General features: G+C 59.3%; 20 protein-coding genes and 2 pseudogenes. 1 reads left to right on the forward strand and 21 read right to left on the reverse strand.

Annotated features, from left to right (window positions below; all coding sequences use genetic code 11):
- Nucleotides 1–4 precede the first annotated feature (4 nt).
- The 16 genes and pseudogenes from AC19YY_RS28995 to AC19YY_RS29070 all read right to left on the reverse strand — a co-directional run bounded on the left by AC19YY_RS28995 (nt 5) and on the right by AC19YY_RS29070 (nt 18,485).
- Entirely contained in the window at nt 5–754 is a 750-nt protein-coding gene (locus AC19YY_RS28995; protein WP_133077475.1) for a TIGR03747 family integrating conjugative element membrane protein, read from the reverse strand.
- Nucleotides 751–2,922 carry a type IV conjugative transfer system coupling protein TraD gene (traD, locus tag AC19YY_RS29000; RefSeq protein ID WP_500605198.1) on the reverse strand — a complete coding sequence of 724 codons (2,172 nt, stop codon included), beginning with the start codon at nt 2,920–2,922 and terminating at the stop codon, nt 751–753. Before traD ends, AC19YY_RS28995 begins: the two co-directional genes overlap by 4 nt.
- A 10-nt stretch (nt 2,923–2,932) precedes the next feature.
- Nucleotides 2,933–3,484 carry a PFL_4695 family integrating conjugative element protein gene (locus tag AC19YY_RS29005; protein WP_133077477.1) on the reverse strand — a complete coding sequence of 184 codons (552 nt, stop codon included), beginning with the start codon at nt 3,482–3,484 and terminating at the stop codon, nt 2,933–2,935.
- On the reverse strand, nt 3,481–4,011 hold the full coding sequence (locus tag AC19YY_RS29010) for a transglycosylase SLT domain-containing protein (RefSeq protein WP_500605199.1): 531 nt from the start codon (nt 4,009–4,011) through the stop codon (nt 3,481–3,483). Before AC19YY_RS29010 ends, AC19YY_RS29005 begins: the two co-directional genes overlap by 4 nt.
- 35 nt (nt 4,012–4,046) lie before the next feature.
- Complete coding sequence (locus AC19YY_RS29015) at nt 4,047–4,784, reverse strand: TIGR03759 family integrating conjugative element protein (RefSeq protein ID WP_133077479.1); 738 nt, start codon at nt 4,782–4,784, stop codon at nt 4,047–4,049.
- 9 nt (nt 4,785–4,793) lie between these two features.
- Nucleotides 4,794–5,450, reverse strand: a complete 657-nt coding sequence (locus tag AC19YY_RS29020; protein ID WP_102604608.1) for a hypothetical protein — start codon at nt 5,448–5,450, stop codon at nt 4,794–4,796.
- Complete coding sequence (gene pilL2, locus AC19YY_RS29025; protein WP_173883008.1) at nt 5,447–6,031, reverse strand: PFGI-1 class ICE element type IV pilus protein PilL2; 585 nt, start codon at nt 6,029–6,031, stop codon at nt 5,447–5,449. The genes AC19YY_RS29020 and pilL2 overlap by 4 nt, the downstream gene beginning before the upstream one ends.
- A 226-nt stretch (nt 6,032–6,257) precedes the next feature.
- Nucleotides 6,258–6,566, reverse strand: a complete 309-nt coding sequence (locus tag AC19YY_RS29030; RefSeq protein WP_048350974.1) for a hypothetical protein — start codon at nt 6,564–6,566, stop codon at nt 6,258–6,260.
- A 450-nt stretch (nt 6,567–7,016) separates the two neighbouring features.
- Nucleotides 7,017–7,844: a DUF932 domain-containing protein gene (locus tag AC19YY_RS29035; protein ID WP_048350973.1), complete on the reverse strand. Its 828-nt coding sequence runs from the start codon at nt 7,842–7,844 to the stop codon at nt 7,017–7,019.
- Nucleotides 7,845–8,107: 263 nt separating this feature from the next.
- On the reverse strand, nt 8,108–8,659 hold the full coding sequence (locus AC19YY_RS29040) for an STY4534 family ICE replication protein (protein ID WP_102604607.1): 552 nt from the start codon (nt 8,657–8,659) through the stop codon (nt 8,108–8,110).
- Nucleotides 8,660–8,978: 319 nt separating this feature from the next.
- Nucleotides 8,979–9,820: pseudogene (locus tag AC19YY_RS29045) on the reverse strand (adenine nucleotide alpha hydrolase family protein).
- 144 nt (nt 9,821–9,964) lie between these two features.
- Nucleotides 9,965–10,327, reverse strand: a complete 363-nt coding sequence (locus AC19YY_RS29050; protein WP_048350971.1) for a DUF3085 domain-containing protein — start codon at nt 10,325–10,327, stop codon at nt 9,965–9,967.
- 83 nt (nt 10,328–10,410) lie between these two features.
- On the reverse strand, nt 10,411–11,211 hold the full coding sequence (locus tag AC19YY_RS29055; protein ID WP_048350970.1) for a hypothetical protein: 801 nt from the start codon (nt 11,209–11,211) through the stop codon (nt 10,411–10,413).
- A gap of 309 nt (nt 11,212–11,520) precedes the next feature.
- Nucleotides 11,521–12,234, reverse strand: a complete 714-nt coding sequence (locus AC19YY_RS29060) for a DUF5983 family protein (protein WP_048350969.1) — start codon at nt 12,232–12,234, stop codon at nt 11,521–11,523.
- A 1,603-nt stretch (nt 12,235–13,837) separates the two neighbouring features.
- Nucleotides 13,838–15,862: a DNA topoisomerase 3 gene (locus AC19YY_RS29065; protein ID WP_133077480.1), complete on the reverse strand. Its 2,025-nt coding sequence runs from the start codon at nt 15,860–15,862 to the stop codon at nt 13,838–13,840.
- Nucleotides 15,863–16,181: 319 nt separating this feature from the next.
- Nucleotides 16,182–18,485: an ATP-binding protein gene (locus AC19YY_RS29070; protein ID WP_133077481.1), complete on the reverse strand. Its 2,304-nt coding sequence runs from the start codon at nt 18,483–18,485 to the stop codon at nt 16,182–16,184.
- A gap of 19 nt (nt 18,486–18,504) precedes the next feature.
- Here AC19YY_RS29070 and AC19YY_RS29075 point away from each other — a divergent pair.
- Nucleotides 18,505–18,690: pseudogene (locus AC19YY_RS29075) on the forward strand (L-aspartate oxidase); the annotation flags it as partial.
- Between the two features lie 614 nt (nt 18,691–19,304).
- Here AC19YY_RS29075 and AC19YY_RS29080 read toward each other — a convergent pair.
- The 5 genes from AC19YY_RS29080 to AC19YY_RS29100 form a co-directional block, all read right to left on the reverse strand.
- Nucleotides 19,305–20,360 (reverse strand): hypothetical protein, encoded by a 1,056-nt coding sequence (locus AC19YY_RS29080; RefSeq protein WP_020301034.1) that lies wholly within the window; start codon nt 20,358–20,360, stop codon nt 19,305–19,307.
- Between the two features lie 105 nt (nt 20,361–20,465).
- Nucleotides 20,466–20,882, reverse strand: a complete 417-nt coding sequence (locus AC19YY_RS29085) for a hypothetical protein (RefSeq protein WP_020301033.1) — start codon at nt 20,880–20,882, stop codon at nt 20,466–20,468.
- Nucleotides 20,883–21,069: 187 nt separating this feature from the next.
- Complete coding sequence (locus tag AC19YY_RS29090) at nt 21,070–21,369, reverse strand: hypothetical protein (protein WP_032893911.1); 300 nt, start codon at nt 21,367–21,369, stop codon at nt 21,070–21,072.
- Entirely contained in the window at nt 21,366–22,115 is a 750-nt protein-coding gene (locus AC19YY_RS29095) for a hypothetical protein (protein ID WP_020301031.1), read from the reverse strand. The genes AC19YY_RS29090 and AC19YY_RS29095 overlap by 4 nt, the downstream gene beginning before the upstream one ends.
- Nucleotides 22,116–22,454: 339 nt before the next feature.
- The coding region (locus AC19YY_RS29100) for an IS3 family transposase (protein ID WP_138762977.1) at nt 22,455–22,563 on the reverse strand (109 nt) is incomplete at its 5' end.

The following is a 22,563-nucleotide window of genomic DNA, read 5'->3' on the forward strand; positions in this document are numbered from 1 at the left end:
GCACTTATAGGTATTTTTTGAAGCTGCCTGCTGCGAGGTCTGTTGCGGCACCTAACAGAATTGCGCAGGGAAGCAAGATAAGAAGCGGGTGTGCGCTGACGGGCAGGGTCAGGTAAAGGACCCAAGGCATGACGGCGAGAGGCATCAGACTGGCCTTTGCCCGGTGGTAGACAAAGCCTGACTCACGGCCCGCACCAAAGCGCCTGATGTCCCGCCGCACCAGGCCATCGACCAGTCCGACGAAAGCTGCCATCAGGAATAGTGGGATGGTCAGTACCAGCACCAGCAGCCGGACGAGGAACACCAGTAGCGTGTACGCACTGGCGATCAGATCGTTCTCCAGGTACACATAAACCTTACTCAGATAAAAACGGAAATCCCGACCCGCTCCCTGGCTGGGTGAACTGGCTTTGGCCGATGCGTCGCGCATCCAGTCAATGAGCCCGCTTTTGACGAACACCCATTGGTAAGCCGTTTCTACCAACCAGGACGCCGTTTGTCCCGGTTCCTGCACCACGGCGCTGCGTGTGAAGTGTTGTGAGAGTTGCGTCAGTTCGTAGTCCAGCATGCCTTGCGCGTGCCGCCAGCCTTGATCGGCCCAGAACAGGTGCATACCCACACATTCGATCACGATGGACAGAAACAAAGACCCCAACAGCACGGCCACAAACCGGAATGGCAGCGTGATGATGCCGGTGATCAAACCCTGCTGTTGGGTCTGCTGGCGCTGCGCTGTGTTGGCCGGGTCACTCACGGTTGCGCCTCTTCAGCATCCACTTCGGCGGTCGCCATATGCCGGAACCCGTCAAGCAGGTCATCAGGCAGAGGGGCATCCTGCAGGCCCGGTAGTGCTTTGCTGTCCCACCAGTCACCCGCCTCGACGTAGTGTTGGCGCATGTACCCAGCAAGCTGCTGCAGGTCCCTAGGCATCACTTCGTCAGGGTCGGGTGCCGGCAGCGGCATGCGAATCTTCCAGAGGTTGCCGCCTTCGATCAGTGCAAAGCACTGCCCCTTGGGCAGGCCGACAACATGGGCGGGTTCGATCAGGGGCACACTCGTCGTCGTGATGCGGTCCTGGGTGTTGCTGGTAAAATCGGTCTTGCCGTGAATGTCGGAGCTGTCGGTGGCGCCGCTCATCAGTGAGGTGGTGTACACCTCAACCTTCGGCAGTTGTTTCGTGAGTAATTCGGCGGTCGCAGTTTCCCGCACCCTCAACATAAACAGATTGTTGAAGTTACCGACCACTTGACCGGCTTTGGCGCGGTTGCCAATACGCGCTTCAATGTCACTGAGCGTTTGCGTGTAGGCGGTGACCTGGAGACCGGCACCGCCGCCTTTGTTGACCATGGGGATGAACTCATCACCCATCAGTTCGTTGAACTCGTCGGCGTGCACGTTGATCGGTACTTTGACCCCAGACGCCGTGCCGGGTAGACCATCGTCAATACCGAACTTGTAGATGTGTCCAGCGACCGACACCAAGTCGCTGAACATGCTGTTGCCCACGGCGGCTGAAACCTCGGCATCCGAGAGCGCATCCAGGCCCACATACACCACGGCCTTCTTCCGGATAATCTGCATCCAGTCGAAAATGGGCCGCGGGTCGGCCAGATCGGCATAGTCTGGGGCCAGCAACTGAGAAATCTTGCCGGTCGTGAGTTTTTCCAGCAGGGGCAGCAACGAGGCGACGATCTTGTCGAAGTAGGTGCGGTCATAGCGTACCGCAGACCTGAGCCCGTCCAGCACCGGATCGTAGACCCTGACCTGTGACAGGTATTGTTCGAGCGCAATGACGCGCTTCTCGCGGCCGATCATGTTGCGGGGAATGTTCTTGTCGTTGAGCCTGGCCTCGATCTGCACGATGACTTCCCAGGCCTTCGGCTCGTTGCTCGCGAAGTAGTGCTGGGCGTATTCGATAAACAAGGCATCGATGTTCACCACATGCCGCTGGATCAGCAGGTAGTCGGGCCGCTGCCCCAGCTCGACGAGTGCACGGGCGATGATGTTGACGAAGCGCCAGGCGAACTCGCGAAACGCCGCGGAATTGCCCTCGCCGGAGAGTTGGCCGGCAATGCGTGTGGCCACCTCGCTGATGCGACCAAACCGGCCCACGGCGTTGTAACGGGCGGAAATATCTGGCCAGCCGAGGTGAAAAACATAGAACTCGCCTTCGCGTCCGGCGCGTTGGGCCTCGACATACATGCGCTTGAGCAGGTCCGCATCGCCCTTGGGGTCGAAGACGATGACCACTTCGTGCTCGCCAACTGCGTTACGCCGCCGGATGTCCTGAGTGATGAACAGCTCGGCGAGTCTTGTTTTGCCCACCCGCGTGGTGCCCAGGACGAGTGAATGCCCAACCCGTTCCCCCAGCGGCAGCGTGACGTCCACCTCATGCGGTTCAATGCCATGTAGGCGCGGCATACCACCGACTGGAGGTAGCGGCCGCGCCGGATTAAATGGGCTGTCCCAGGCCGTCAGTCGGGCAATCTTTGAGAGTGGAAAGGGTGCGAATTCCAGCCGCTCTTCCAGGCAGCGGGCGATGCGGTAGGCAGCCGTGGGTTCCACATAGCGACGAAACTCGGGGCGGTACGTTTGCATCAGCCGATGCGTGTGCCGTTGATCCCAGCGAAACCCCCGACCGATGAACAGGCGCTGCTGACTGACCGGCACCGCGCGGCTGGTCATCACGTACTTCGGCAGACGGCGGATGTTGCGCCGATAGCGCAGGATGAACCGTGCCTCACGGAGTCGAAGAATGCCAAACACCAGGAACGCCAGGGCTGATCCCAGGCCCAGCAGTGGATTTAACGCGAGTGACCATGGCGCCACCAGGCACAGCAGCGCGGCGGCGGCGCAGACGGCCACCGTGTACAACTCCACCGCTGGCCGTAGCAGGACTTCCACCGCATGAGACTGGGCCATGGCGAGCGGCTCACTGCTCAATGCCGGTGGCAGTGACCAGCACGGGGTAATGGCGCAACCCCAGACGTTCTGCGAGATCGTCGCCCGATACCGGAGACAGTGTCAGGCCCGGGGCCAGCCCGCGCAAGGTGGCAAGGGCGTCGGCAGATGCCACGTTGACGACCAGACCGACCGCCTTCAATTCGCCCAGGATTGCTGCACGCTCGCGTAACCATTGGCGCGAGTGGTCGTCATCGCCGACCAGAAACATTGGCCGCAGCCCGGGGGCCTGGATAACCCTGCGCGGTTCCTCCCCCGGCGACAGGCGTCCGGAATGAACCGGCAGCATGTCTGTTTCGCTGAAACGTTGCTGTGACGAAAGAGATGCGGAGCGGGCAGGGGCCAACGGCGGGTCCTGGCGTGGTCGCAGATTCAGTGATTGGTAGTAGGACAATGCCGAAACACCGCCACGGTCTTCGACCACGATCAACGAGGGGGCGTCTGCGAGCGCTCCCTCGGTGGCCAGGCATAGCAGGCCGAACAGCGATGGGGCGGCGATTCGCAGAGGAGAATGGAGCTTCATAGTGGTTTTCTCCTGAGGGAGTATTCAGCGAGGGCGCCGCCGAGCACGCGCTGCAGGTGCTTGTGCACACTCGAGCGGTAGCGGGCGGCCGCTACCCCTCCTGCCGGACGGTGATAGCGTCCAATGGCGAGCAGCCAGTCCTCGCCGTCGGTGTGCTGTTCGCGCAGAATTTCCGCTGCGATAGCGAGGTTGCGATACGGGTCGAGCAGATCGCAGGGCTGCGGGTAGCGGTGCTTCTGATAACCCAGATTGACCTGGCCGAGGCCGGCGTCGATCCGTGTGGGGGGAACCTCCCGCAGCGCCTTTTGCAGACCCGCACAGGCTTTGGCGCGGGAGCTGAAACGGTGCGGCGCGCCCGCCACATTCAGGGTCCAGGGCCACGGCACCAGCCGGCCATCGCGTTGCAGCCCGCTCTCCTGCAACGCCACTGCATACAGCACTGCAGAAGGAATGCCAGCCCGGTGCGCGGCGATCTGGTACGCCGGAGGCGGCACTTCCTGCGCGCCGGCGGGGGCGATGATGGCCATCCACCCCAGTACCACGAGCCGATGACGCCAGCGGGTCACTGCCGTTGCCATTGGCCATTGACCTGCCGCACAACGGCGGGCAGGTCCCCCGACAGGCCCAAAGACAGCCAGCGACCGGCATCGTGGTTGAGCGTGATTGAACCGGTGCGTACGCGATCTGGATTGATGCTGGCTCGCTTCGCCCAGTCGCGAATGAGCGCGTCGTTGGCGCGGCTGCCAACCATGTAGAGGTCGAAGCCGACATCGGATACCTGCAACTGCTGAACCGCCAGGCCACATGGCGCGCAGCCGTCCTTGATGAACACGGCGATGCGGTCGGTGCTGTTGGCGGTGGTGGAGGAGTTGCCAGGAGTTTGGCTGGGCAGGATGACACGCTGCATGCCCGGGTGCAGGCGTTGCCAGGCGGCGTCGTAGGCCCGCTGGTATGCCAGCGTCTTTTCGACGCGGCGGGCTTCAACCTGAACCTGCAACTCGGCATAGCGGTCGCCTTCTTCCTCGGAGCGCGCTTCGATGCCGAGTGCGGTCAATGGGTCGAGGTTGGGCGAAAAGATGCCCAGCGGTCCCTGCATCAATTGGCGATAGCGAGCCCATTCCTCTGTGTGCAATCCCCAGTCACGGGCCTGTTGTTCGTCGCTGACGCGTGAGGTCGTTGTTTGTTCCTCGCTGGGCGAGACGGTAGAGGCGATCGTGCGAGCGTTCTGTGCGATTGCCGGAGAGAGAAAGGAGACGGCCAGGCTCAGCGTTAACGCGCGGAAGACGAGAGTGTTGTTCATTCCGAGCTCCTACGGCAGCGTCAAACGATGCATCTGGCCACCGTTCTCGCGCTGAAACACGGCGGCCTGGCCATCGATGGCTTGCAGGCGCCAGCCGCTGTCAGTTTCACCGGGACGCAGGACGCGCATCTCGGAAAAGGCGGCATTGCCGGTTGGCAGGATCGACAGAAATCGTTCGCCGCCGCGAAGCTCGATCCCCATAACCGTAAAAGGTAGGCCCGCTGCTTGGGTCGGTTTTGTCGGGGGTGTCACACGGGTGCGCACCGGTACTGGAGTCGTCTGGTTGGGTTTATCCAGACGGGCGGTCAACTGGTCGATGCGTGTTTCCAGAGAAGACAGGCTGGCTGCTGTCAGACGCTGCTCGAGTCCGATTTCGATGGCGGTCATTCGTTGCTCAAGTGTTTTGCTATCAGTATCATAACGGGCTTGGGTCAAGGTAACAGGCCGTTTCTGCAGAACGTCGAGGCGCTGGCTCAGATCAGTCAGCCGGGCTTCCAAGGTAACAACCTGGCTGCCCTGAGCGCTGGCGCTGGTCTGGGTGGCCAGACTCGACAGCGAGACGTGGTTGACGATCGTGGCTGCGCTAATCAGGATCAGCCATGCGATGCTGGCCGCACGCAACAGCATGCTGCGGGAGTCGCCTGGGGTGGATTGAAATTCCCTCATGGTCTGGCCTCCGTTTTCAATGGAGGCCGCGCTATGTCGACAGGGGCGACCGGTCCGGATTGGGAAAGTGCACCATCGGTGGTGGGCTGCACTGCGCGTGTGAAGCAGATCCGGCGTGCGCCGTCGTCGACCTCCAGATCCCAGGCAGGACCGGCCAGCGTGAGCAGGGCATCACGCAACAACAGCGGGCCCAGTCGGTAGTGCGAAGCCGGTAGCGGGAGCACATTCAGCGCTGCGATATCACTGCTGGAACACAACTGGTAGCCAGAACGGAGCAGGACATGACGCAGGGCGCCCCCAACGGTGGCTGTGCGTGTGTCGGGAACGGTCACGTCGACGACCTGAAACAATAGGTCCTGTTGCGCTAATACCGGAGCCAACTCGACCAGGGTGTACCTGCCATAACGCACCACTGAGATGAACTCCGGCATCCCGCGCGCGGACGCGCTGGGACCTTTCTCTGCGGGTTTAACCGGAGTGGGTGGAGTCGGAGCGGATGCCGTCGTGCAACTGGCCAGAGCGGCTGTCATCAGCAGGCAGAGTAAGACCTTGCTGGGGTGATTTTGGCTGAATGCTGGCATCGGTCGATTCTCTGGAGCGTGGAACCGACACCATCGCCTCACAAGGCCGGTGTATCAGCAAACAATAGGATTCGCCGAGTCACCAGATTAATCATGCCTTTGGCCTCGCTCGGAAACTCTGCCTTAGGCCAAGGGGGACAGGGGCCGAGTTAGGCCCCCGGGCGGTGAAAAAAGTGACTGACCGGTACTGGCGACCGGAAGTCGGTAGATAATGGCAAGAACGGCCTCAGCGTTCCGACGGTAGTCGGATCATGGTGGCACTGCGGTCGGCCTCGGACATGATGCTAAGGCTGATTTCACGGGTGACCACGTAGAATGAATTGAGCTGCCCGTCGATCTTCAGCGCGGCGTTGTTGGCGTACCAGGTCTCGTCGGAAACCTGGCCCCAGTCACCACGCGCATGACGTTGAAAGAACGGCATTGGATCAAGGCGACCTTCACGCATCAGGCGATCGACGCCCTTGCTGAAGATCAACGCGCCAACCGGAAACAACAGCTTGGAGTGGTGGCGGTGATATCTGGATGAATGTGCCATGGAAGTCTCCTTGTTGAGGACCACAGCACCCTTGGGGGGATGGGCCCCAACAGGTGGATAAACCGACAATCTCGGCCTTCAGGGGGCAACTGCCTCGACGAGTAATTGAATGGTCGTGAGACTGCGTTGCTCGTCAGTGATAACCACCAACGCTAAATCACCACTGATGGCACGGTGCTCCTTGGGCGGAGAAGGGCTGCGCGGAGCGCAGATGTGGGAGGTATCGAAGGTTCATGGTAAAGCTCCTTTGGGATAAAAGAAGTCGGTCCGTGGATGCGCAGTAGCGGTTGGATGGCGGATGCATGGGGCATGGTGATGTCCTTACGAAGAAGCAGGGACGGCACCAGCCCGTGAGGCCAGTACAGTCCCTTGGGGATTGAAGAGCGCTCTGGCAGGAGCAATGTGTGAGAATCGCAGACTCTGCCCGGAGTGGGCAAAGTCAGCGAGCGGTCAAGCTTTGAGCTGTCGCAAACCTTCGGCCAGCAACCACAACGCCCGATTGAGGCGCACGTTCTGGTCGATGCCTTGCACAGGGCGTGTGCGTTGATGGCGACCGTTGGCGGTCCGACTAGACAGACCTCCTTTGACCAGATTTTCCTGTACTCGGTTAAACACCGACCACAGATCCGTGCGTTGGTCATCGAACCGGCGTGTCGCCAACACCTGGCTTTCAGTGATCGGCAGCACCTTGTCCGGGCTGTCGTACTTGAGCATCAGTGCCGAGCGCGCAAAGACCTCTGCTTCGCCATCGTCGAGCATGATAGCTCGCATGGCTTCGTGGGAGTCCTGTACTTGGTCGAAGCCACGCAGGACTTCATAGGCGCCCTCGATGACATGTTCCGTCACGTTGCCCTTGTGAGGCACACGGACGTCACCGACGATGTTGCCGCACACCAGACCGTTTTGGCAGACAAAGCGGAACATGCCCGCCAGCATCTGATAGCTGCTCGTACCGTCGTGACTATTGAGCAAGATAATTTCATTGGCCTCTTTGCCATTGATCTGGCTCGCATGACGAAGCCGGAGCATGTGCTTGGTGAATTCACGACGGTCTTCGTGACGCACGCGGGTCTGGCATACCATGAAGGGCTCGAACCCTTCATCGCGTAGTTTCGCCAGTACAGCGCAGGTCGGTATGTAGCTGTACCGCTCGGAACGGCTTTCATGCGGGTTTTCCGCGAAGATGGAAGGGGCGACTGCGCGGATCTGGTCATCGGACAGCGGATGATCAGTACGTAGCACGGGGGAACGTGATGCAAAACGAGAGGCAAGTTGCATGACAAACTCCTTGAAAATTGAGCAGCCGACAACGACTGGCTAGGAGCCAGGCGAGCACGAGTGCATAGGACAAAAAGCCCCGCGATGCAGGGGCTGGACGAAACTTGGCAGGAAGAAGCCCATCTGCATGTCGGTCGTACCGATGCGGATGGATACGCCAATGGCGTAATAACCCAATAGGCAATGAAGGAAGGCCGGGGCTTATGTTGGCCCGATATCAACCGCACGAGGGTTGAATCGAAGGACCACCCCGGCGTTACGGATCAGAACGACTCGGCCAGTGCCGGTGTTTGTGCATCGGTGGCTTCGTCGACAGGTTCTGCAACAGGCTCGGAGGTTTCCGAAGCGGGTGCTTCCTGGCTGACAGGCGATTCGGAAGCCGCAGGGGCTTGCGATTCGCTTTCATCGGCCTTGGTCGATTTCGGCTCGGCCTTGTAAACCAAAGCACTGTCGACCTTGATCCAACTGATGAACAGCAGACGGGCCTTGAGGCTCACTCCCTGTTCGCCTGCACGTTTACCTTTGGTGTAGGTGAACGTATCAGCCCACAGGTCGCTGAGTCGGAACCCGATCATCACTTTCTTCTCCGCCTCGACGGCCTCGATGCAGCGACGAACCAGGTGTTGTGCTTCCGAGCCCGATACGCGCGTATCAAAACGCACGTACGAGACGTCGTCGCTCGGACCATTGAGCGCTGCGATATCGCAGGCCAGGAACGGATCACCTTTCTTTGGCTTCACTTCGCGAACGCGATTGAGATAACCGAGGCCGGTGATGTGAAGATCGAAAAAGGTTTTTTCGGATGAAGTGGTCATGGTGAATCTCCAGACTTGCAGGACAAGAGTGCGGAGACACACCGACCTGGACGGGAGGTGTGTAACCCCCGCGTGGGTTGATGGATCCTGGGATCCGGTACAACTAGACTGGCATCACCATCGAAGACTCGATGGGCGTTCGCATCTGGGATGCCGAGTGCGAACTGGATTGATCAACGCGGACGGAACCGCGCCGTAGTCTTGAAGATCGTGACCACCTGGGCATGTTGCTGACAACGTCAGCGGAACATGGCTGAAACGTGGCACCCGTGGGATGTGCCCGCTACCGGAAATCGGTACTGGCGCGCATCCCCATTGTTCAGTCACCACAAAAACAGGCGATGGACGCTTCGTCGGAATCGAACATGTCGCGCTGGTGGGCGGCGAATCGGGCCAGGTCGGCATAGGTCGGGCCATCGTTGCGAAAGCGGGCGCCGCTGGGTTTGCTGGCAAGACTCAAAGACTCCATACGTATCCACCAGACGGCGGACCCCGGTTTGGCCTTGAACAGTGCCAGCCGCTGTCCCTGTGGCTTGAGAAGCACAGGTCGCAGTTGCCTTCGAGCGTGCGGCCGTTCACGGTCAGCAATTCCAGATCGAAGGGCTGGGCCTACCAGAAGGCGGTCACCTCGCGCATGCTCACGCCAGCCTCGGCCAACGGCATGCACATCGTCTCTCTGCTGGACTCTGTGGAATGACCGCGCGTCCTGATCTTCGCCACGCGGCGCTGCTCGTCAGCCCGGATGCCGATGAACTGATCCCAATCGGTCCAACCCAAACTGCTTACGAACTTGTGCATTGCACGGATTTTCAGGGAGGTGGTGCAACCCAGAGCTACCGGGTTGGGCAGGTGCTGGCGCTTGCGGATTAGCGCCTCGAAGGGTTCGCCTTGCCGGCTGGCGTTTGCGAAATTGACCACCGCGAAGCCGGGCAACGCATCGCGATATTCGAGCCATTGGATCGGCACCTGCCACCGTACGCTGCACTCGCGTACGAAACGCAGCGTGGCCTCCACTTCCTTGCCGGTGTTGGCGAAGCAGACTACGGTATCCGCAGGCAGGCCCGCATTGGCTTGCAGCACTCGCCACAGCATGTAGGCGCTGGTGCGACCGCCGCTGAAACTGATACAGGTGGGTTGGTCAATCTTGAATGGGTCGCGTATGTGAGCTGTCTCCAGGCTGGTGTGCCGACAGGCACCGACGGCAGAGGGAACTCCTTGTGAAAGGAACGAGAGACAGGCATGCGGTCACATGGCCGTTGTTCAGAAAAAGGCCCCCGGATGGAGGCCTTGTGATCAGGTGGTGAGCTAGCCTTTACCAGGCTTGGACGCAACGGCTTGCAGCGAAAGCTGTGTCGGCGTGGCCGACAATTCAAGATCGTCTTCACTGTTGAGGATGCGGGTGAAGACAGTATCGTGGGGATCAAGAAACTCCCCGAAGTCATCCCCGCCAAGCTCGGTGCGGGCGAGTTCCCACCAGTCATCGAACGGATCAATGTCGGGATTGCAGCCGACGGCGTAGGCCAGCAGTTTTTGCTGCCCTTCAGGTGTACGCTCGCCGAACTCGGCCAGGAAATACACCCCATGATCCTTGGCGAGGATGAGGCGGCTCTTGTGAGCGATAGCCTCGGCCAGCACGGGACGCAAATTTGTACCTTTGAATCGCAACATGGTGATCTCCATTGCTTGAGGAAAATGCTTCCCACCAGGAAGGCAGGAAGCTGGACAGGTAAGGAGTGGTGTTGGGCGACTGATCAATGCCGGATCGGCTTGCGCCCGTCCGACAGGATTTCCACCTGGATCTGCCGCCAATGCCCGTCGTCGATCAGGTGTTCCAGCGTTTCGCCGAGCATGTCGAAGTACACCTCGTCCACGCGCTGGATGAGTTCATCAGCGTGGCGCAACTCCACGGCGTAATGGTCGCCGGCACGGTCATAGAGCACCGTGACGCGGCCCTGGAATTTCTCCGTGGAGACCGTGAAGCTGATCGCGGGTGGCGTCTCGATGATGTTGTTGGGCAACGGGTCGACCCAGGTGAAATCCCTGGCCTTGGCATCCACCAGGAGGTGGGTGATGCGCCGGAAACCATCGGGAGCGGGCAGTTGCTCCAGTTGATGAACGAGTTCCTGCAACTCCGGGCAACGCAGTTCAGGAGCCGGCAACTTGGCCGGTGCTGATCCGAGAATGTGTGTCTTCACCGTGTATGGAGTGCCGTCTGAGGCCACTTCTGTGCGCTCTTCGGGCGTATCCGCGCGAAGACCGTCGAAGCGACGACGAACATAGGGTTGGACTTGTACCTTGGTGCCTTCGTCGGGTTCCTGGCTCACCTGCTGGCGATCCAGTACGGCGAATTCGGCACGACCGATCTTGACCACAATGACCTGATCGGTCTTGGCGACAATTTTGCCCTCGAAGGGCTGCGGGTCCATACGGACGCCGAGCGAGAGTTCCTGCGGAAGGTCTTCGTAGATGCGGAACTTGAAGCTGCGAACATTGCGCGGAACATGGGCCGACACCAGCTCTGGTATCTGCGTGCGAATGGATGAGTGATCCATAGGGAGACTCCTTTGAGGAAAACAAGGGACTCCTGCCCGCAAGGGAGGGTATCCCTTGGGGGGTGGGTAAATAGATGCTGCGTGCATCAGGGAGCACAGTGACCAGCGCGCAAAACCGCACCGAAGTCTTGAAGGTCTCGACTACCTGGGATGGTGCCGGCTACGCCAGCAAACCTGTGCGCAGAATGACATCGCCACACGGCGGTAGGCCCGCGTCAATCGGCAACCGGTGTGCCCCGCATTTGTCGTTTCATCCGAGCAGAAAAAAGCCCCTCGGTTGAGGGGCTAGAAGGTATGTCGTGGTAAGGGTCATTCTTCGTACAACGGCAAGCCGTCAAGTACCGGTGCGTCGGCGTCGAAGATCAGGATGCGGACATCAGCCAGTGCGGCCAGAAGAAGAACATTCACCAGCGACTCCGGCATGCCTTTGTCGCATTGTTCCTGCCGCAACTGCTCGGCGGTGATGCCTTCGACGTACTGCAGGTTGGCATCGGTCCAGGGCGTGGCAATCACCTTGACGCCGATCGCCGGGCTGTATGGGATCCGGAAAGCGACGAACAGAAAGCCGATCGGCGTGGCGATGTCTGCAAGCTCTGTCAGGTAGCAACCCGCTTCTTCGGTGATGTGCGCCGTGCTGATTTCCCAGCATCGGCTGTAGAAGCCAGTCTCAAAAGTCAGGCGCCGTACAACTTCCCGCGCGTCCTCAGCGGCGTAGGTATCGCCGATGTGGATGGGCTGCCCGGCATCGCCGCCGAGGATGGCGTGGACCACCGAGCGGACGATTCCTTCGGTTTGGCACTGTGCCTCAAGGTCGTCGCCGACCTCCTGGCCTTCCGTGATCAGCGCGAAGTCGTTGCACAGGATGCAGGGAAACTGCGCGATTTGATCGTCCAGAAGGTGTGCTTGGCTGGGATGAAGTTGCCGCCATACGGGCGGGCTGTCGTCTTCATAGGTGATGCAGAGAGTACGAACGACATGCAGGTTTTGGTAGCCTCGGATGAAAGGATTGGGAGTCTGAGACATGGTATTTCTCCAGCAGAGGTTAGGCGGAACCCATCCCCAACTGGGGATCGGGTCCCAGTGGGTGAATAAATGCAGGCGCTTCAGTCGAAGCACTCAGCTCGGAGGTATCAAGCAGAAGCTGCGCAACGTGCGCTCGCAGGATCGCTTGAATATGCAGGTCGGAGATGCCGACAAGTAGGCTCACCGTCTAGCGCTTGAGCAGGCACGATGTTTCATCGATCTGGTTCTGCGGCGCGGCCTCGCGCAGTTGTTCGCCGAGATTCAGTGCCTGTGTTGAGTCGTGGGTGGAATATCACCTCGTTGCTGATGACGCAGCCATGGCCGCCGAACTCGAATAGTCGTGATTTGCTGCACAGTGCCATGGGAGCCTCCAGAAGACGATGCGCCATAGGCGCGGTGGATTGAATTCGCGTAAGCCGACACGACGGCAGTTCTGAACTGGTCAGTGCCATGCGTCGAATGAAGAAACGCGGGGTTGCGCGGGAATGAAGAGCATCGGCGCTAGGTGTGGCGCACGTCCGCGTAAAACGATGCGAAACGGACTGGATCGGTCTACGTGGAACCTCCACGTCGCAGCCTGAGGACCGTGGCTGCTGGCATGGTGCTGACCGGAGTTAGCAACAGATGGTGGCAGAATGGCAAAGCGGCTTCATGGCGTCTGCCGACAATGGGCTTTTTGCGCGCCCCTGTTATTGCAAGACCTGTTGCAGGTGTCGTCCGAGCTAGGCCGCAAGGCACGGCCATTGAGTTGCCAATGGCTTTGCAGCGAGGTGCACGCGATACGGCACCAGGGTGTAGTCGTCCGGTATGCCTTAAAGGCGGCACTCCTTGGGCATTAGCCGGAGCCCCCGTCATTGGTACCTGTCCGCTGTGCCGGGGTATTCCCGTAGTAGCAGAAATAGGGTTTCGTAGTTCGGCACCGGTATGGGGCTTTCGTCCTCATTACCGGTGCTGACGCCTAATTATGGCGACATGCCACTCTCCCTGTTCGGCGGCCAAGTTCATGACTTTGATGTGGCGGCACACGCTGCCGTACCGAAGGGGTTGAAGGTGCATGTGTCCATCTTCTGTTCTGGTTGTGGCGAAGTCACCCGGTTCTGGACAGGTCGCAGGCAGACGGCGTTCAAGATGCAGAGAGGAACAAGGCGCTGGAGGCAGTACGCCTCCAGCGGGGGACAGGGATACCACCTGTGGCTGTCGCAGGGACTCTGGCCGTCGTCAACGCCTGTCGCTGGAGCAGATCGCACCCGACCCGTTTCGTGGCTGGGGTCGATATCTTTCGGCGCACATCCGCGCACAAAAGGAGCCCGTTGTTTCACCGGCGGGCACCGGAGGCGAGCACCGTCGTCCCCGAAGGGTCTCCTGGCATCTCGCGCGCAAGGCGCCAGGAGACCCTTCGGGCCGGACGTAGAGAGTGCCGATCAACAGGCCGTGCATCCGGCCGGGCAGGAAAGCACCTTCAATCCTCCCGACGACACGAGCCGCTGGAGAGGTACATGCCATTGCAGAAGGCGGGGGCATGCTTGGGATGCCCCGCGGGTAGCGGGGCCATGCCTGACAACCGCTGGAAAACGCGGCTGGGGCAGGACGTGTCTGGCAGGCGTCAGGAAGCTCTGGGAGCGGTCCGCCGCTTGCGCGAAGCGGCTCGCTTGCCACCGGACGATTCGATTGCTACGGTGCCTTTACAGTCAGGATAACGGTTGCACGACCAAAAAGGACCTGTTTTGCCGGTGCGCTGCCGCGTCGCTGCACCACACAATGGGCAAGCCGGACCTTCGGGAATCTGGATGGACAAGGTGATGTCACGGTACTGTTGCACGAGTTGCGTGATCCAGACCGATTGCTTCTCGATGAAGGTGTCCAGGGTCAACTGACCGGTTTCGATCAGGTCCAACGCCTGTTCCCAAATGGCGGTCGTGCCCGGGTCGGCGATGGCCGCTGGAACTGCGTCGATCAGGGTGAAAGCCGCTTCGGAGGCGTGGACGGATCGACCTTTTTTGACCAGGTAGCTTCGGCCCAGCAGGCCGTTGATGATGTTTGCCCGGGTGGCCTCTGTGCCGATGCCCGTGGTTTCCTTCAGTTTCTGTTTCAGGCGGGGGTCGGTCACCAGTTTGGCGACACCCTTCATGGCTTTGATCAACTCACCCTGCGTGAACGGCTTGGGTGGCAGTGTTTTCAGCGCTTTCAGATCGACAGAGCCGACCTGGCAATGTGTGCCTTTGGACAGCGGCGGCAGGATCTGGCTGCGTTGGGCAGGCTCGTCGTCCGCACCGTCAGGTGTGTCCGGCCCACTGTTGATTAGCGCCAGGCGCCATCCCAGGACGGCAACCTGCTTACCCGTCGCCTGCAGTGTCTGGCCGCTGGCTGACAACGTGGCGACTGTTCTGTCGAACTCATGGTGAGGTAGAAACTGGGCCAGGTAATGCGAACGGATGAGCCCATAAACGGCCTGCTCCTTCTCCGACATGGCAGAAAGGTTGGTCGGCTCCAGCGTGGGAATGATGCCGTGGTGAGCCGTGACTTTACCGTCGTTCCAGGCCCGTGAGCATTGGGTGCGGTCGAGTTGGTCGATCAAAGGGCGCAGGCTGGGATCAGTGGCGAGGATGGCGTTGAGCACTGTCGGCACTTCGGCCAACATGCTCTCCGGCAGATAGCCGGAGTCCGAACGGGGATAGGTGGTCGCCTTGTGCGTCTCGTACAGCGATTGTGCGATGTCCAGTGTTTCTTGCACGTCGAGACCAAATTGGCGCGAGCAGACTTCCTGCAAAGTGCCGAGATCGAACGGGAGAGGCGCGACTTCGCGGACCCGCTCGGTTTCCACCGACAGCACCTGCGCCTCGCGAGCGCCGCTGATTTGGCTTACTGCCTGCTGGGCAGTTCGTTGGTCCAGGCACCGACCTGCAGCATCTGTGGTGGCATCGGGCGGCATCCAGTTCGCGGTGAAAGAATTGCCGGCGTGCGATAGCTGCACTTCGACGGACCAAAACGGAACAGACACGAACCGGGCGATCTCGCGGTCGCGATCAACCACAAGACGCAGCGTGGGCGTCTGCACACGACCGACTGAGAGGACGCCCTGGTAGCCGGCTTGGCGGCCAAGCACCGTGAACAACCGGCTGAGGTTCATGCCGATCAACCAATCGGCGCGAGAGCGGGCGAGTGCCGAGTAATACAGCGGCAGGGTCTCATTCGAAGGTTTGAGCGCGTCCAGTGCCTTGCGAATGGAGGCATCATTCAGTGCCGACAGCCACAGCCGTTGAATGGAACCACGGTAGCTGCACAGATCGATAATCTCGCGAGCGATCATCTCGCCTTCGCGATCGGCATCGGTGGCAATCACCAGTTCGGTGGCCTGGCCGAGCAACTGTTTGACGACCTTGAATTGCGCGGCAGTCGAGGCCTTGACCTCGCTGCGCCAGCGCTCGGGAAGAATGGGAAGCTGTTCAATGGACCAGCGCTTGTACTGCTCACCGTACGCTTCCGGTGGTGCGGCTTCGATCAGGTGACCAATGCACCAGGTTACGACTACACCATTACCGTTGTAGCAGCCGCTACCGCGTTGCCTGGCACCCAGAACGCGGGCAATGTCTTTGCCTTGCGAAGGCTTCTCGCACAGATACACGCGCATGCAGCCTCCCCCGGAGTTGGCGTGGTGTTCATCGAATGAGCATTAGCATGTCCGGGGAGACCGCGAGAGACAGCAAACAAGGTGGATTCGACAATGACCGGCTTTTTGAGCGGGGGAGCAAGGTTGCGACAGTTGAGTCCAGGGTAGTTTAGGAGATCGTCAGAGAAGGCGCTTCGTTTTGGGCGCGCGCGTGGAACTCAGTGGACGTCCATGGCGCTATACCCTGGGTATAGAGGTGTTTGGTAGAGGCCAGTGCTTTGCAGGCTGATAGGCTCTGGCGCATTGAGGGCGACCATCGGTTGCTACAGCCACCCCCGGATCAGGCATCCGGTCCTTCACGCCACTTCAGATAGTCACCAACTCGAAAGAAGCCAGCAGCGGCCGCATTGCGCTCAAGCGTCCATGCAGTCTCTCCAGGACGGATCAGTGTCTGCAGGTCTTCAGAGAAGCTCACCGTCGAGCTGCCACGAGAAGCTCCTTGAGGATCATCGGGCTGGTCGGCGTATTCGAGGTCGCAGTCTTCAAATTCGTCATAGCCTGAGTGTTCCTGGTCGTCAGCCTCCCAGGGCTTTGCAGCCCACAGGGCATGAAGCTGGTCCTCGCTCAGGTCCTCCCGCATCAGATAGCACAGTGCGTCTGGATCGACCGCATCGGCCGGGACATTAAATAACGTCGCATACCGCTGCCGCGCAGCATTCTCAGCGTCGGTCCGGGCTTTATCGCAAGCATCGATCTCGGCCCAATACGCGGTCTCATTCTCGTCATGCTGGCGCTGCGCTGCGGCACGTTGCGCCGAGTCAGCGCGAAGCTGCGCCCCGACGAGCTTCTGGTCAGCCTCTGCACGTGTCAGGACCTCCATCCAGCTGGGTGGCGAAGGGCTGGTGCTATTACCGACAAGAAGCGTGTTCTGATAGTCAATGAAGGCCATGTTTTCACCTGGAATCGCTCCGACGACGATCGGATCGTTAGTGACATCTTCGATGGTCGGCGGTAGGCCGCGCTTCTCGCGGCCGCTGCCGGCACGGTCGACCAGAAAGCGTTCGCGCCAGGCCTCCCCGCGCGCACACTTCCCTTCACCCTCCAGACTCATGGTGTACTTCATCAGCCACATGTGCATGTAGCGCTGGCGTTGCTCGCTGTGCTGCAGGGCGAGTTCATGGAAGCGCTGATAAAACGCGTCATCGTGGCCGCAGTCGAGGCTGTCGCCCTCGTGGGCAACCTCGTGCTCGATGAGGGTAAAGATGTAGGTAGCGGTCCTGAGTGGACTCGATTTGAGCCGCTTCACAAGGGTGACGTCGACGGCGATGTAGCTGCTGCCATCGGTCCATGCCTCGGCGATGTTGGACTGCCCGAGAAGAATGTGCAGCGATTTACCCTCACGGACCTGCCCCCCGTACGCGGGCCGGCCACCCTTGCACAGGGCGGCGTAGTGATGCAGGCACCAGCGCAAAGCAGTCCAGGCGCGCCGTGTCTCGCGATCGAGCGCATCTTTTTCCGTCACGATATGGGTCCGCTCAATGAACGCGTCGCACAGTGTTGAAAACGCGAGTAAGTCCGGAACGTAGAGGCCGTTGAGCCACCCGTACTGTGTGCCGTTCTGCTCCACGTCGTGCCGCAGATTGGCATGGACCCGAACGAGACACTCGACAAAATCCTGTGCGTTGTAGCAGCCGAAGCGATCAAGCGTGGTCGGGTGAACAATCACAGCGATACCTTCGCGGGCGATAGCTTCACCCTTCGGGACATCGAAGGCGTTATCGACGACCGCGAACCTGCCGCCTTGCCTCTTGTTGTGGCTATTGCGGCATTTGCGCAGAAAGTCCTCCAACGACACGTGCCGCTTGCCGGGCAGAAGCGTGACGACCTCTTCCTGAGAGTAGATTTGAACGATGTTGGCATCGCCCGAAAGCAAGGCCCGCGCGGATTTTTCACGGCGAGCCTCGGTTTTACGGTGGTCACCAAGACGGGACGCCATCTGGTCAGCCATATGGCCAAATTGTCTGGCAATTGATTTCCACACCGGGCAGGTCTTGCGCAGGATTTCGGTACGGGAGACGTTCAGGCCAATGGCCTTTTTGGAAACGATGAGGCCGCCCGCGCCCCACAAATGCGCAGGGTCATGACGTACCAGTACGCCCTGGTTGTAGATGGAGACCGCGCCGTCAGCTTTCACGCGATACCAGGCGAACGCGTCCTCGGCATCCCAGCGCTCGGTGCGAGGGTCGCGAGTGATGCGCTGGCCATTCAGCTCAACGCTGACGGGGGTGTAACGCACCAGGTCCCGAACCTCCTGGATGGCCGACATCAGCTCCGCATCACTCAGGACTTCGTACCAATCGCCTGAGATCGAGCAGCCCGGCGACGCGTCGTGGAGGTCGTCAATATCGTAGTGATAGCCCATCGCCCGCGTATCGACGGTCATCATCCAGGCGTTCGAGCGCCAGACTGTTGTGGCATGGGCCATGATCTGGCCGCGCCCGAGGCGGAAACGGCCATAGGTGGCGTCGCCTTCATCATGTGGCGTGCCGAACCGACCGAAGTACCTAACGACATCTTCGCGGCTGGCGAAGCCCTGGCCGTCGTCGCTGCAGGTGAAGCCGGTGCGGGACAGCGAAAGATGCACGGCACTGGCCCTGGCATCCACGGAGTTCTACAGCAACTATCGCGTAAGCAGAGACCTGATTGAATTGAGGAACCTTGCTCAAGTAGCGGAACTGATGATCAGGTCTGCCATGAAACGTAAGGAATCTCGGGGTCTGCACTACACGTTGGACTATCCAGAGCTGCTGCCAGAGGCGAAGGATACGATCCTTACACCCGACAAATGAGGCACGTTAGGAGCCATAGCGTAGCACCATGGGGCCCCAGTTTGTAACAGCTTTGGCGCACATTTGTCCCAACGCTGAGGTCCTTATCACCTGCCCGCAAGGGTCCTTATCGTGCGCCTGAGCGAGCATGCGAGGGCCTATGGGGGTAAGCGCGCAGGTTAGTAGTTACAGGTGGTCACTCAGATTTTTGTGCCAGATCCTCATGAGGTGCCCTTGAGGCACCCATACAGCCAGAAGGCCACATGAACACCAACGCAGGCCCGTAGGCCGCGCTAAACGTGTCCATGAAGTTGTCCTAAGAGTTAAGGGATCGGTGAACCGTCAGGTTTGTGAGACCGTATTGAGTGGCAATCTCAAGGATGCCCTCATAGGATTTAGGCCAGCCTCCACCACTTGAGTCGTTGGTGGCCCCTGACTGGAGCAGGGCAAAGCAAACGGCTGCATATGGGGTCAGGTGATCGACTTGTATCTTCGTAACCACCCGTTTGTCCTTGTAGGTATAACAGAGAGTAAAACTCATGGCTGGCCTTGCCGTAACATGGTCGATGCCCAAGCATAGCAACTAAACAGCTCGCCCATGAGGCACATTACGGACCTCATGGATACAGCGGGTGTTACGGCTTGACGACCACACGGGTGATCAGCGGAAAGTCTACGGTCTCGACCTGAAGTTTCTCAGTAGGGTCCGCTGGGTTTGCCAGCTTCAGCTTGACCTTGGCCTGAGCCATTACGTCAGCGATACCGGTGATTTCGATGTCCCAGCCCTGTACCGAGGCGTTACGGCTGGCGAGGATTGACCACACATCACCGTCGTTACCTTCACGGAACGACAGGGAGGCGAAGCCTTTAGGGAGCATGAAGACGCCACGGTTGCCATCCGAATAGAACTGGGTACGGCAGCCCAACAGGTCCTCAATATCATCTACGCCTGCACGCTGGGCAGCACGCTCAAGGATTGCCTGTTCGGTCATGTGCATCAGCAGCACGAAGTCACTCAGGGAGTTGCCCACTGAGTGGTTGATGCTCAGTGTTAGTTGGTCAATCCAATCCTCAGCACGATCACGTGGTCCAGTGCCAGCAATGGTGACTTCCTTGACCTCGACACTTGGGGACTTCAGGAGAATGTCCACGATGGTAGAGCCGCACGCTTTCTCAAAGTCCTGCATGGCCTTATCCAGCATTTGGCCGATGGAGTTGCTGGTGAAACCTGCCACCACATGAGCATCTAACAGAGTCATACGGTGCGAGAAGAACGCGGCGGTATCAGTGGGCTCCGTAAAGATCACGTCACCGGCAACAGCTTCACCCTTTGTAATGGTCGAGGTGTCGTAGATCGACTTACGTGGGTCGAACTCGACGTTGCGGTCGACCATGTTGACCAGTTGCACAGGGGTCGGCTCAGTGCCCTTAGGTCGAAACTCACACGGGATAGCATCAACGGCGTTCTGGTGCCATTCGCCACCATTAAAGAAGTCGTCAAGGACCGCAACGATACCTTCAGCGGCGACGCTGCCGTCACTGCATGGGGCGCTTGTGGATGCCTGGGTGTTGAACTGAAGGTTACCACCATTGCCCCACACGGCCTGCTCATAGGCAGTCGGTGCGCTGTAACGGTCAGTGTTCTCGCGGTGGTCGGCGGATTTGAAAGCGTTCTGTTTACGAGTAGGCATGATTGAGTATCTCCTGAAAGTTTACTTGAAGGGGTTCAACGGGACGCCAACAAGAGCCAGCGCCACCGGAGGCAAGACGGTGTGAGTCAGTAGGTTGCCCGTGAGTCATTCCCACGAGGACCATGAGGACCGGCCATTAGCGGCACGGATAGCAGCACCACGTGCACGGTATTCAGCTTCGCGGGCCTCACGCTTGGCACGGCGACGGGCGACCTCAAGGGCCGTAGGGGTCGCATAGGAAGCAACGCGCTCAGCATGGGCACGAGACTCAGCTAACTGGCGCTCACGCTCGGCTGCTGAATGGGCCTCACGAGCACGAACTGCTCGGACCACAGCGGGGAACGCATCAGCGATCAGACCAGCGTCAAGGTATTGCTTAACGATGGCCTCACGGGCCGAATCATTCTTACCTGCACCAGCGATCAGCCCAGACAGCATCACGCCTTCAGCGAAGGTACGGGTCACGCTCTGGCCTTGGACTTCAACAGTTTCGGGCGTTACGTTTTGAATGTTCAATTGCATGGTAGGTGTCTCCTAAATTCGAGACATTGATTCATGGCCCTGCCGCATAGAGGCAACGTGACCAGATGGCAAGGAGTAGCCGCACGGACCTCTCAAGGACATGATCAATATCTTCTGGGTTTGGGTTGGTGCGATCACGGGTCTGTAACTTGGCGGGGTGTGATCTTGGTGCCGATGGCGGACGGCGTTACAGTAGATGGATGATGCGTTGAGCTTTCCCTAAAGGGACCTTTAAGCGTGCACGGAGTACCGCGTCGATGTGGAGCGATGGTGACCCGATGATCGACTTAACGAAGGCGCTCAGACCGGGGTGATTGGCTTCGAGGTGGGCCAGTAGGGAATCCAAATGGACCCCGCATGATGACTCGCAATAGAAGCTGTTACGGGCACGTCGATCACGCCAGATGCCACGGAGGGTCAGCAACTTCACGCGGGACGCGGGGGTGACGCACAGGGCATTGAGCTGGTCGAGGAATGAACTGTTCATAGCTGTGCCTCCTTGCATGCACGGCCCCAGCGATCCACACGGGATGCCTGAGCGGCCTTCTTAGCTTTGGCCTGAGCGGCCTTGGCTTCAGCTACGCCGACGTTGATGGTCTCAGTATTTGCACGCAACCAGTCAAGGCCACGGGGTTTGACCCTCCAGCCTTCACGGTTGCCGAAGTCCGATGAGATCGCCACAAAGGCGCCTGATGAGAAACCTTGCTGCTTTGGTCGGATCTGACCAGTACGGCTACCAAAATCGTCACAGACGTGAACGAACATCGTCCCCTTTGCGAGAAATTCAAGAGCAAGTCGAGGCTGTTGAATACCAGCCACACGGCAAGCCTCGGTCCATGTCAGACCCGCGCCGCGAGCCTTCATGTCGAGAGTCGTAGCCTTGGGCATGTTTGCGTCCAGAAGGGCATCTTTATGGCGCAGCTCACGGACGGCACTGTTACGCATGGCGATGAACGCACGAATGACCATCAGGTAAAAGTCGGTTGAAACCCACATGGCGTATGCAATTGCGCCCTCTTCTGTTGCAAGGGTCCCGTTACCGTGGGAGACATGCAAATTTGCATCTTTGATCAGGGCAGCTTGAACAGCATTACGCCACTGACCCGGTTCCCGAACATTCAGAGTCTTGGCGATCTCGTTGAGATTCCACATTCCATCTTCGTTCGGCTTGAAGGTCTGCCCCTCAATCACGATAGGCAGCAGGTCAGTTTGGTTATTGGTGTTGGCCAGCATAGTAGTGGACTCCTTTTGAATGCTCCCTGAGTTCGCTCCCACAGGCCGACCGTCAAGGCCCCACTACGGGCATCGACCATGGCTCAAGAAGCATTCAGAAAGACTTGACGTTGATAAAAGCCCAGCGACGGGCGTAGAGGAATTCAGAACGACCGATTAGCTTAGCGGTCTGTCCCTGTTCTTGTGAGGGTTTTTAATCTGGTCATACTGGAGTACCAACGAGCCGCTACGGTCACACTTCTACAACCACGACATCGAAGGTAGACCCAAGATCTTAATGATCGACCTTAAGGTAACTCTAAGAGCATTCTCTTTAAGGTTTGAATCGCCCCGGGTTTTCTAGACACTCTCAAGGCTCGCTGCGTAACGCTTTTCAAACTCTACCGGTGACAGCTGATTGTTGAAACTGTGGCGTCGTTTTGGGTTGTAAAACATCTCGATGTAATCG

It is taken from the genome of Pseudomonas sp. MF09156 (assembly GCF_059862305.1).

What these genes read in the sequence shown, in the direction of transcription:
- AC19YY_RS29010 (WP_500605199.1), bottom strand. Translation starts at nt 4,011, where the DNA reads ATGGCCATCATCGCCCCCGCCGGCGCGCAGGAAGTGCCGCCTCCGGCG.
- AC19YY_RS29030 (WP_048350974.1), bottom strand. Translation starts at nt 6,566, where the DNA reads ATGGCACATTCATCCAGATATCACCGCCACCACTCCAAGCTGTTGTTT.
- AC19YY_RS29005 (WP_133077477.1), bottom strand. Translation starts at nt 3,484, where the DNA reads ATGAAGCTCCATTCTCCTCTGCGAATCGCCGCCCCATCGCTGTTCGGC.
- AC19YY_RS29085 (WP_020301033.1), bottom strand. Translation starts at nt 20,882, where the DNA reads ATGCAATTGAACATTCAAAACGTAACGCCCGAAACTGTTGAAGTCCAA.
- AC19YY_RS29050 (WP_048350971.1), bottom strand. Translation starts at nt 10,327, where the DNA reads ATGTTGCGATTCAAAGGTACAAATTTGCGTCCCGTGCTGGCCGAGGCT.
- traD (WP_500605198.1), bottom strand. Translation starts at nt 2,922, where the DNA reads ATGGCCCAGTCTCATGCGGTGGAAGTCCTGCTACGGCCAGCGGTGGAG.
- AC19YY_RS29065 (WP_133077480.1), bottom strand. Translation starts at nt 15,862, where the DNA reads ATGCGCGTGTATCTGTGCGAGAAGCCTTCGCAAGGCAAAGACATTGCC.
- AC19YY_RS29090 (WP_032893911.1), bottom strand. Translation starts at nt 21,369, where the DNA reads ATGAACAGTTCATTCCTCGACCAGCTCAATGCCCTGTGCGTCACCCCC.
- AC19YY_RS29080 (WP_020301034.1), bottom strand. Translation starts at nt 20,360, where the DNA reads ATGCCTACTCGTAAACAGAACGCTTTCAAATCCGCCGACCACCGCGAG.
- AC19YY_RS29095 (WP_020301031.1), bottom strand. Translation starts at nt 22,115, where the DNA reads ATGCTGGCCAACACCAATAACCAAACTGACCTGCTGCCTATCGTGATT.
- pilL2 (WP_173883008.1), bottom strand. Translation starts at nt 6,031, where the DNA reads ATGCCAGCATTCAGCCAAAATCACCCCAGCAAGGTCTTACTCTGCCTG.
- AC19YY_RS29035 (WP_048350973.1), bottom strand. Translation starts at nt 7,844, where the DNA reads ATGCAACTTGCCTCTCGTTTTGCATCACGTTCCCCCGTGCTACGTACT.
- AC19YY_RS29020 (WP_102604608.1), bottom strand. Translation starts at nt 5,450, where the DNA reads ATGAGGGAATTTCAATCCACCCCAGGCGACTCCCGCAGCATGCTGTTG.
- AC19YY_RS29015 (WP_133077479.1), bottom strand. Translation starts at nt 4,784, where the DNA reads ATGAACAACACTCTCGTCTTCCGCGCGTTAACGCTGAGCCTGGCCGTC.
- AC19YY_RS29060 (WP_048350969.1), bottom strand. Translation starts at nt 12,234, where the DNA reads ATGTCTCAGACTCCCAATCCTTTCATCCGAGGCTACCAAAACCTGCAT.
- AC19YY_RS29040 (WP_102604607.1), bottom strand. Translation starts at nt 8,659, where the DNA reads ATGACCACTTCATCCGAAAAAACCTTTTTCGATCTTCACATCACCGGC.
- AC19YY_RS29055 (WP_048350970.1), bottom strand. Translation starts at nt 11,211, where the DNA reads ATGGATCACTCATCCATTCGCACGCAGATACCAGAGCTGGTGTCGGCC.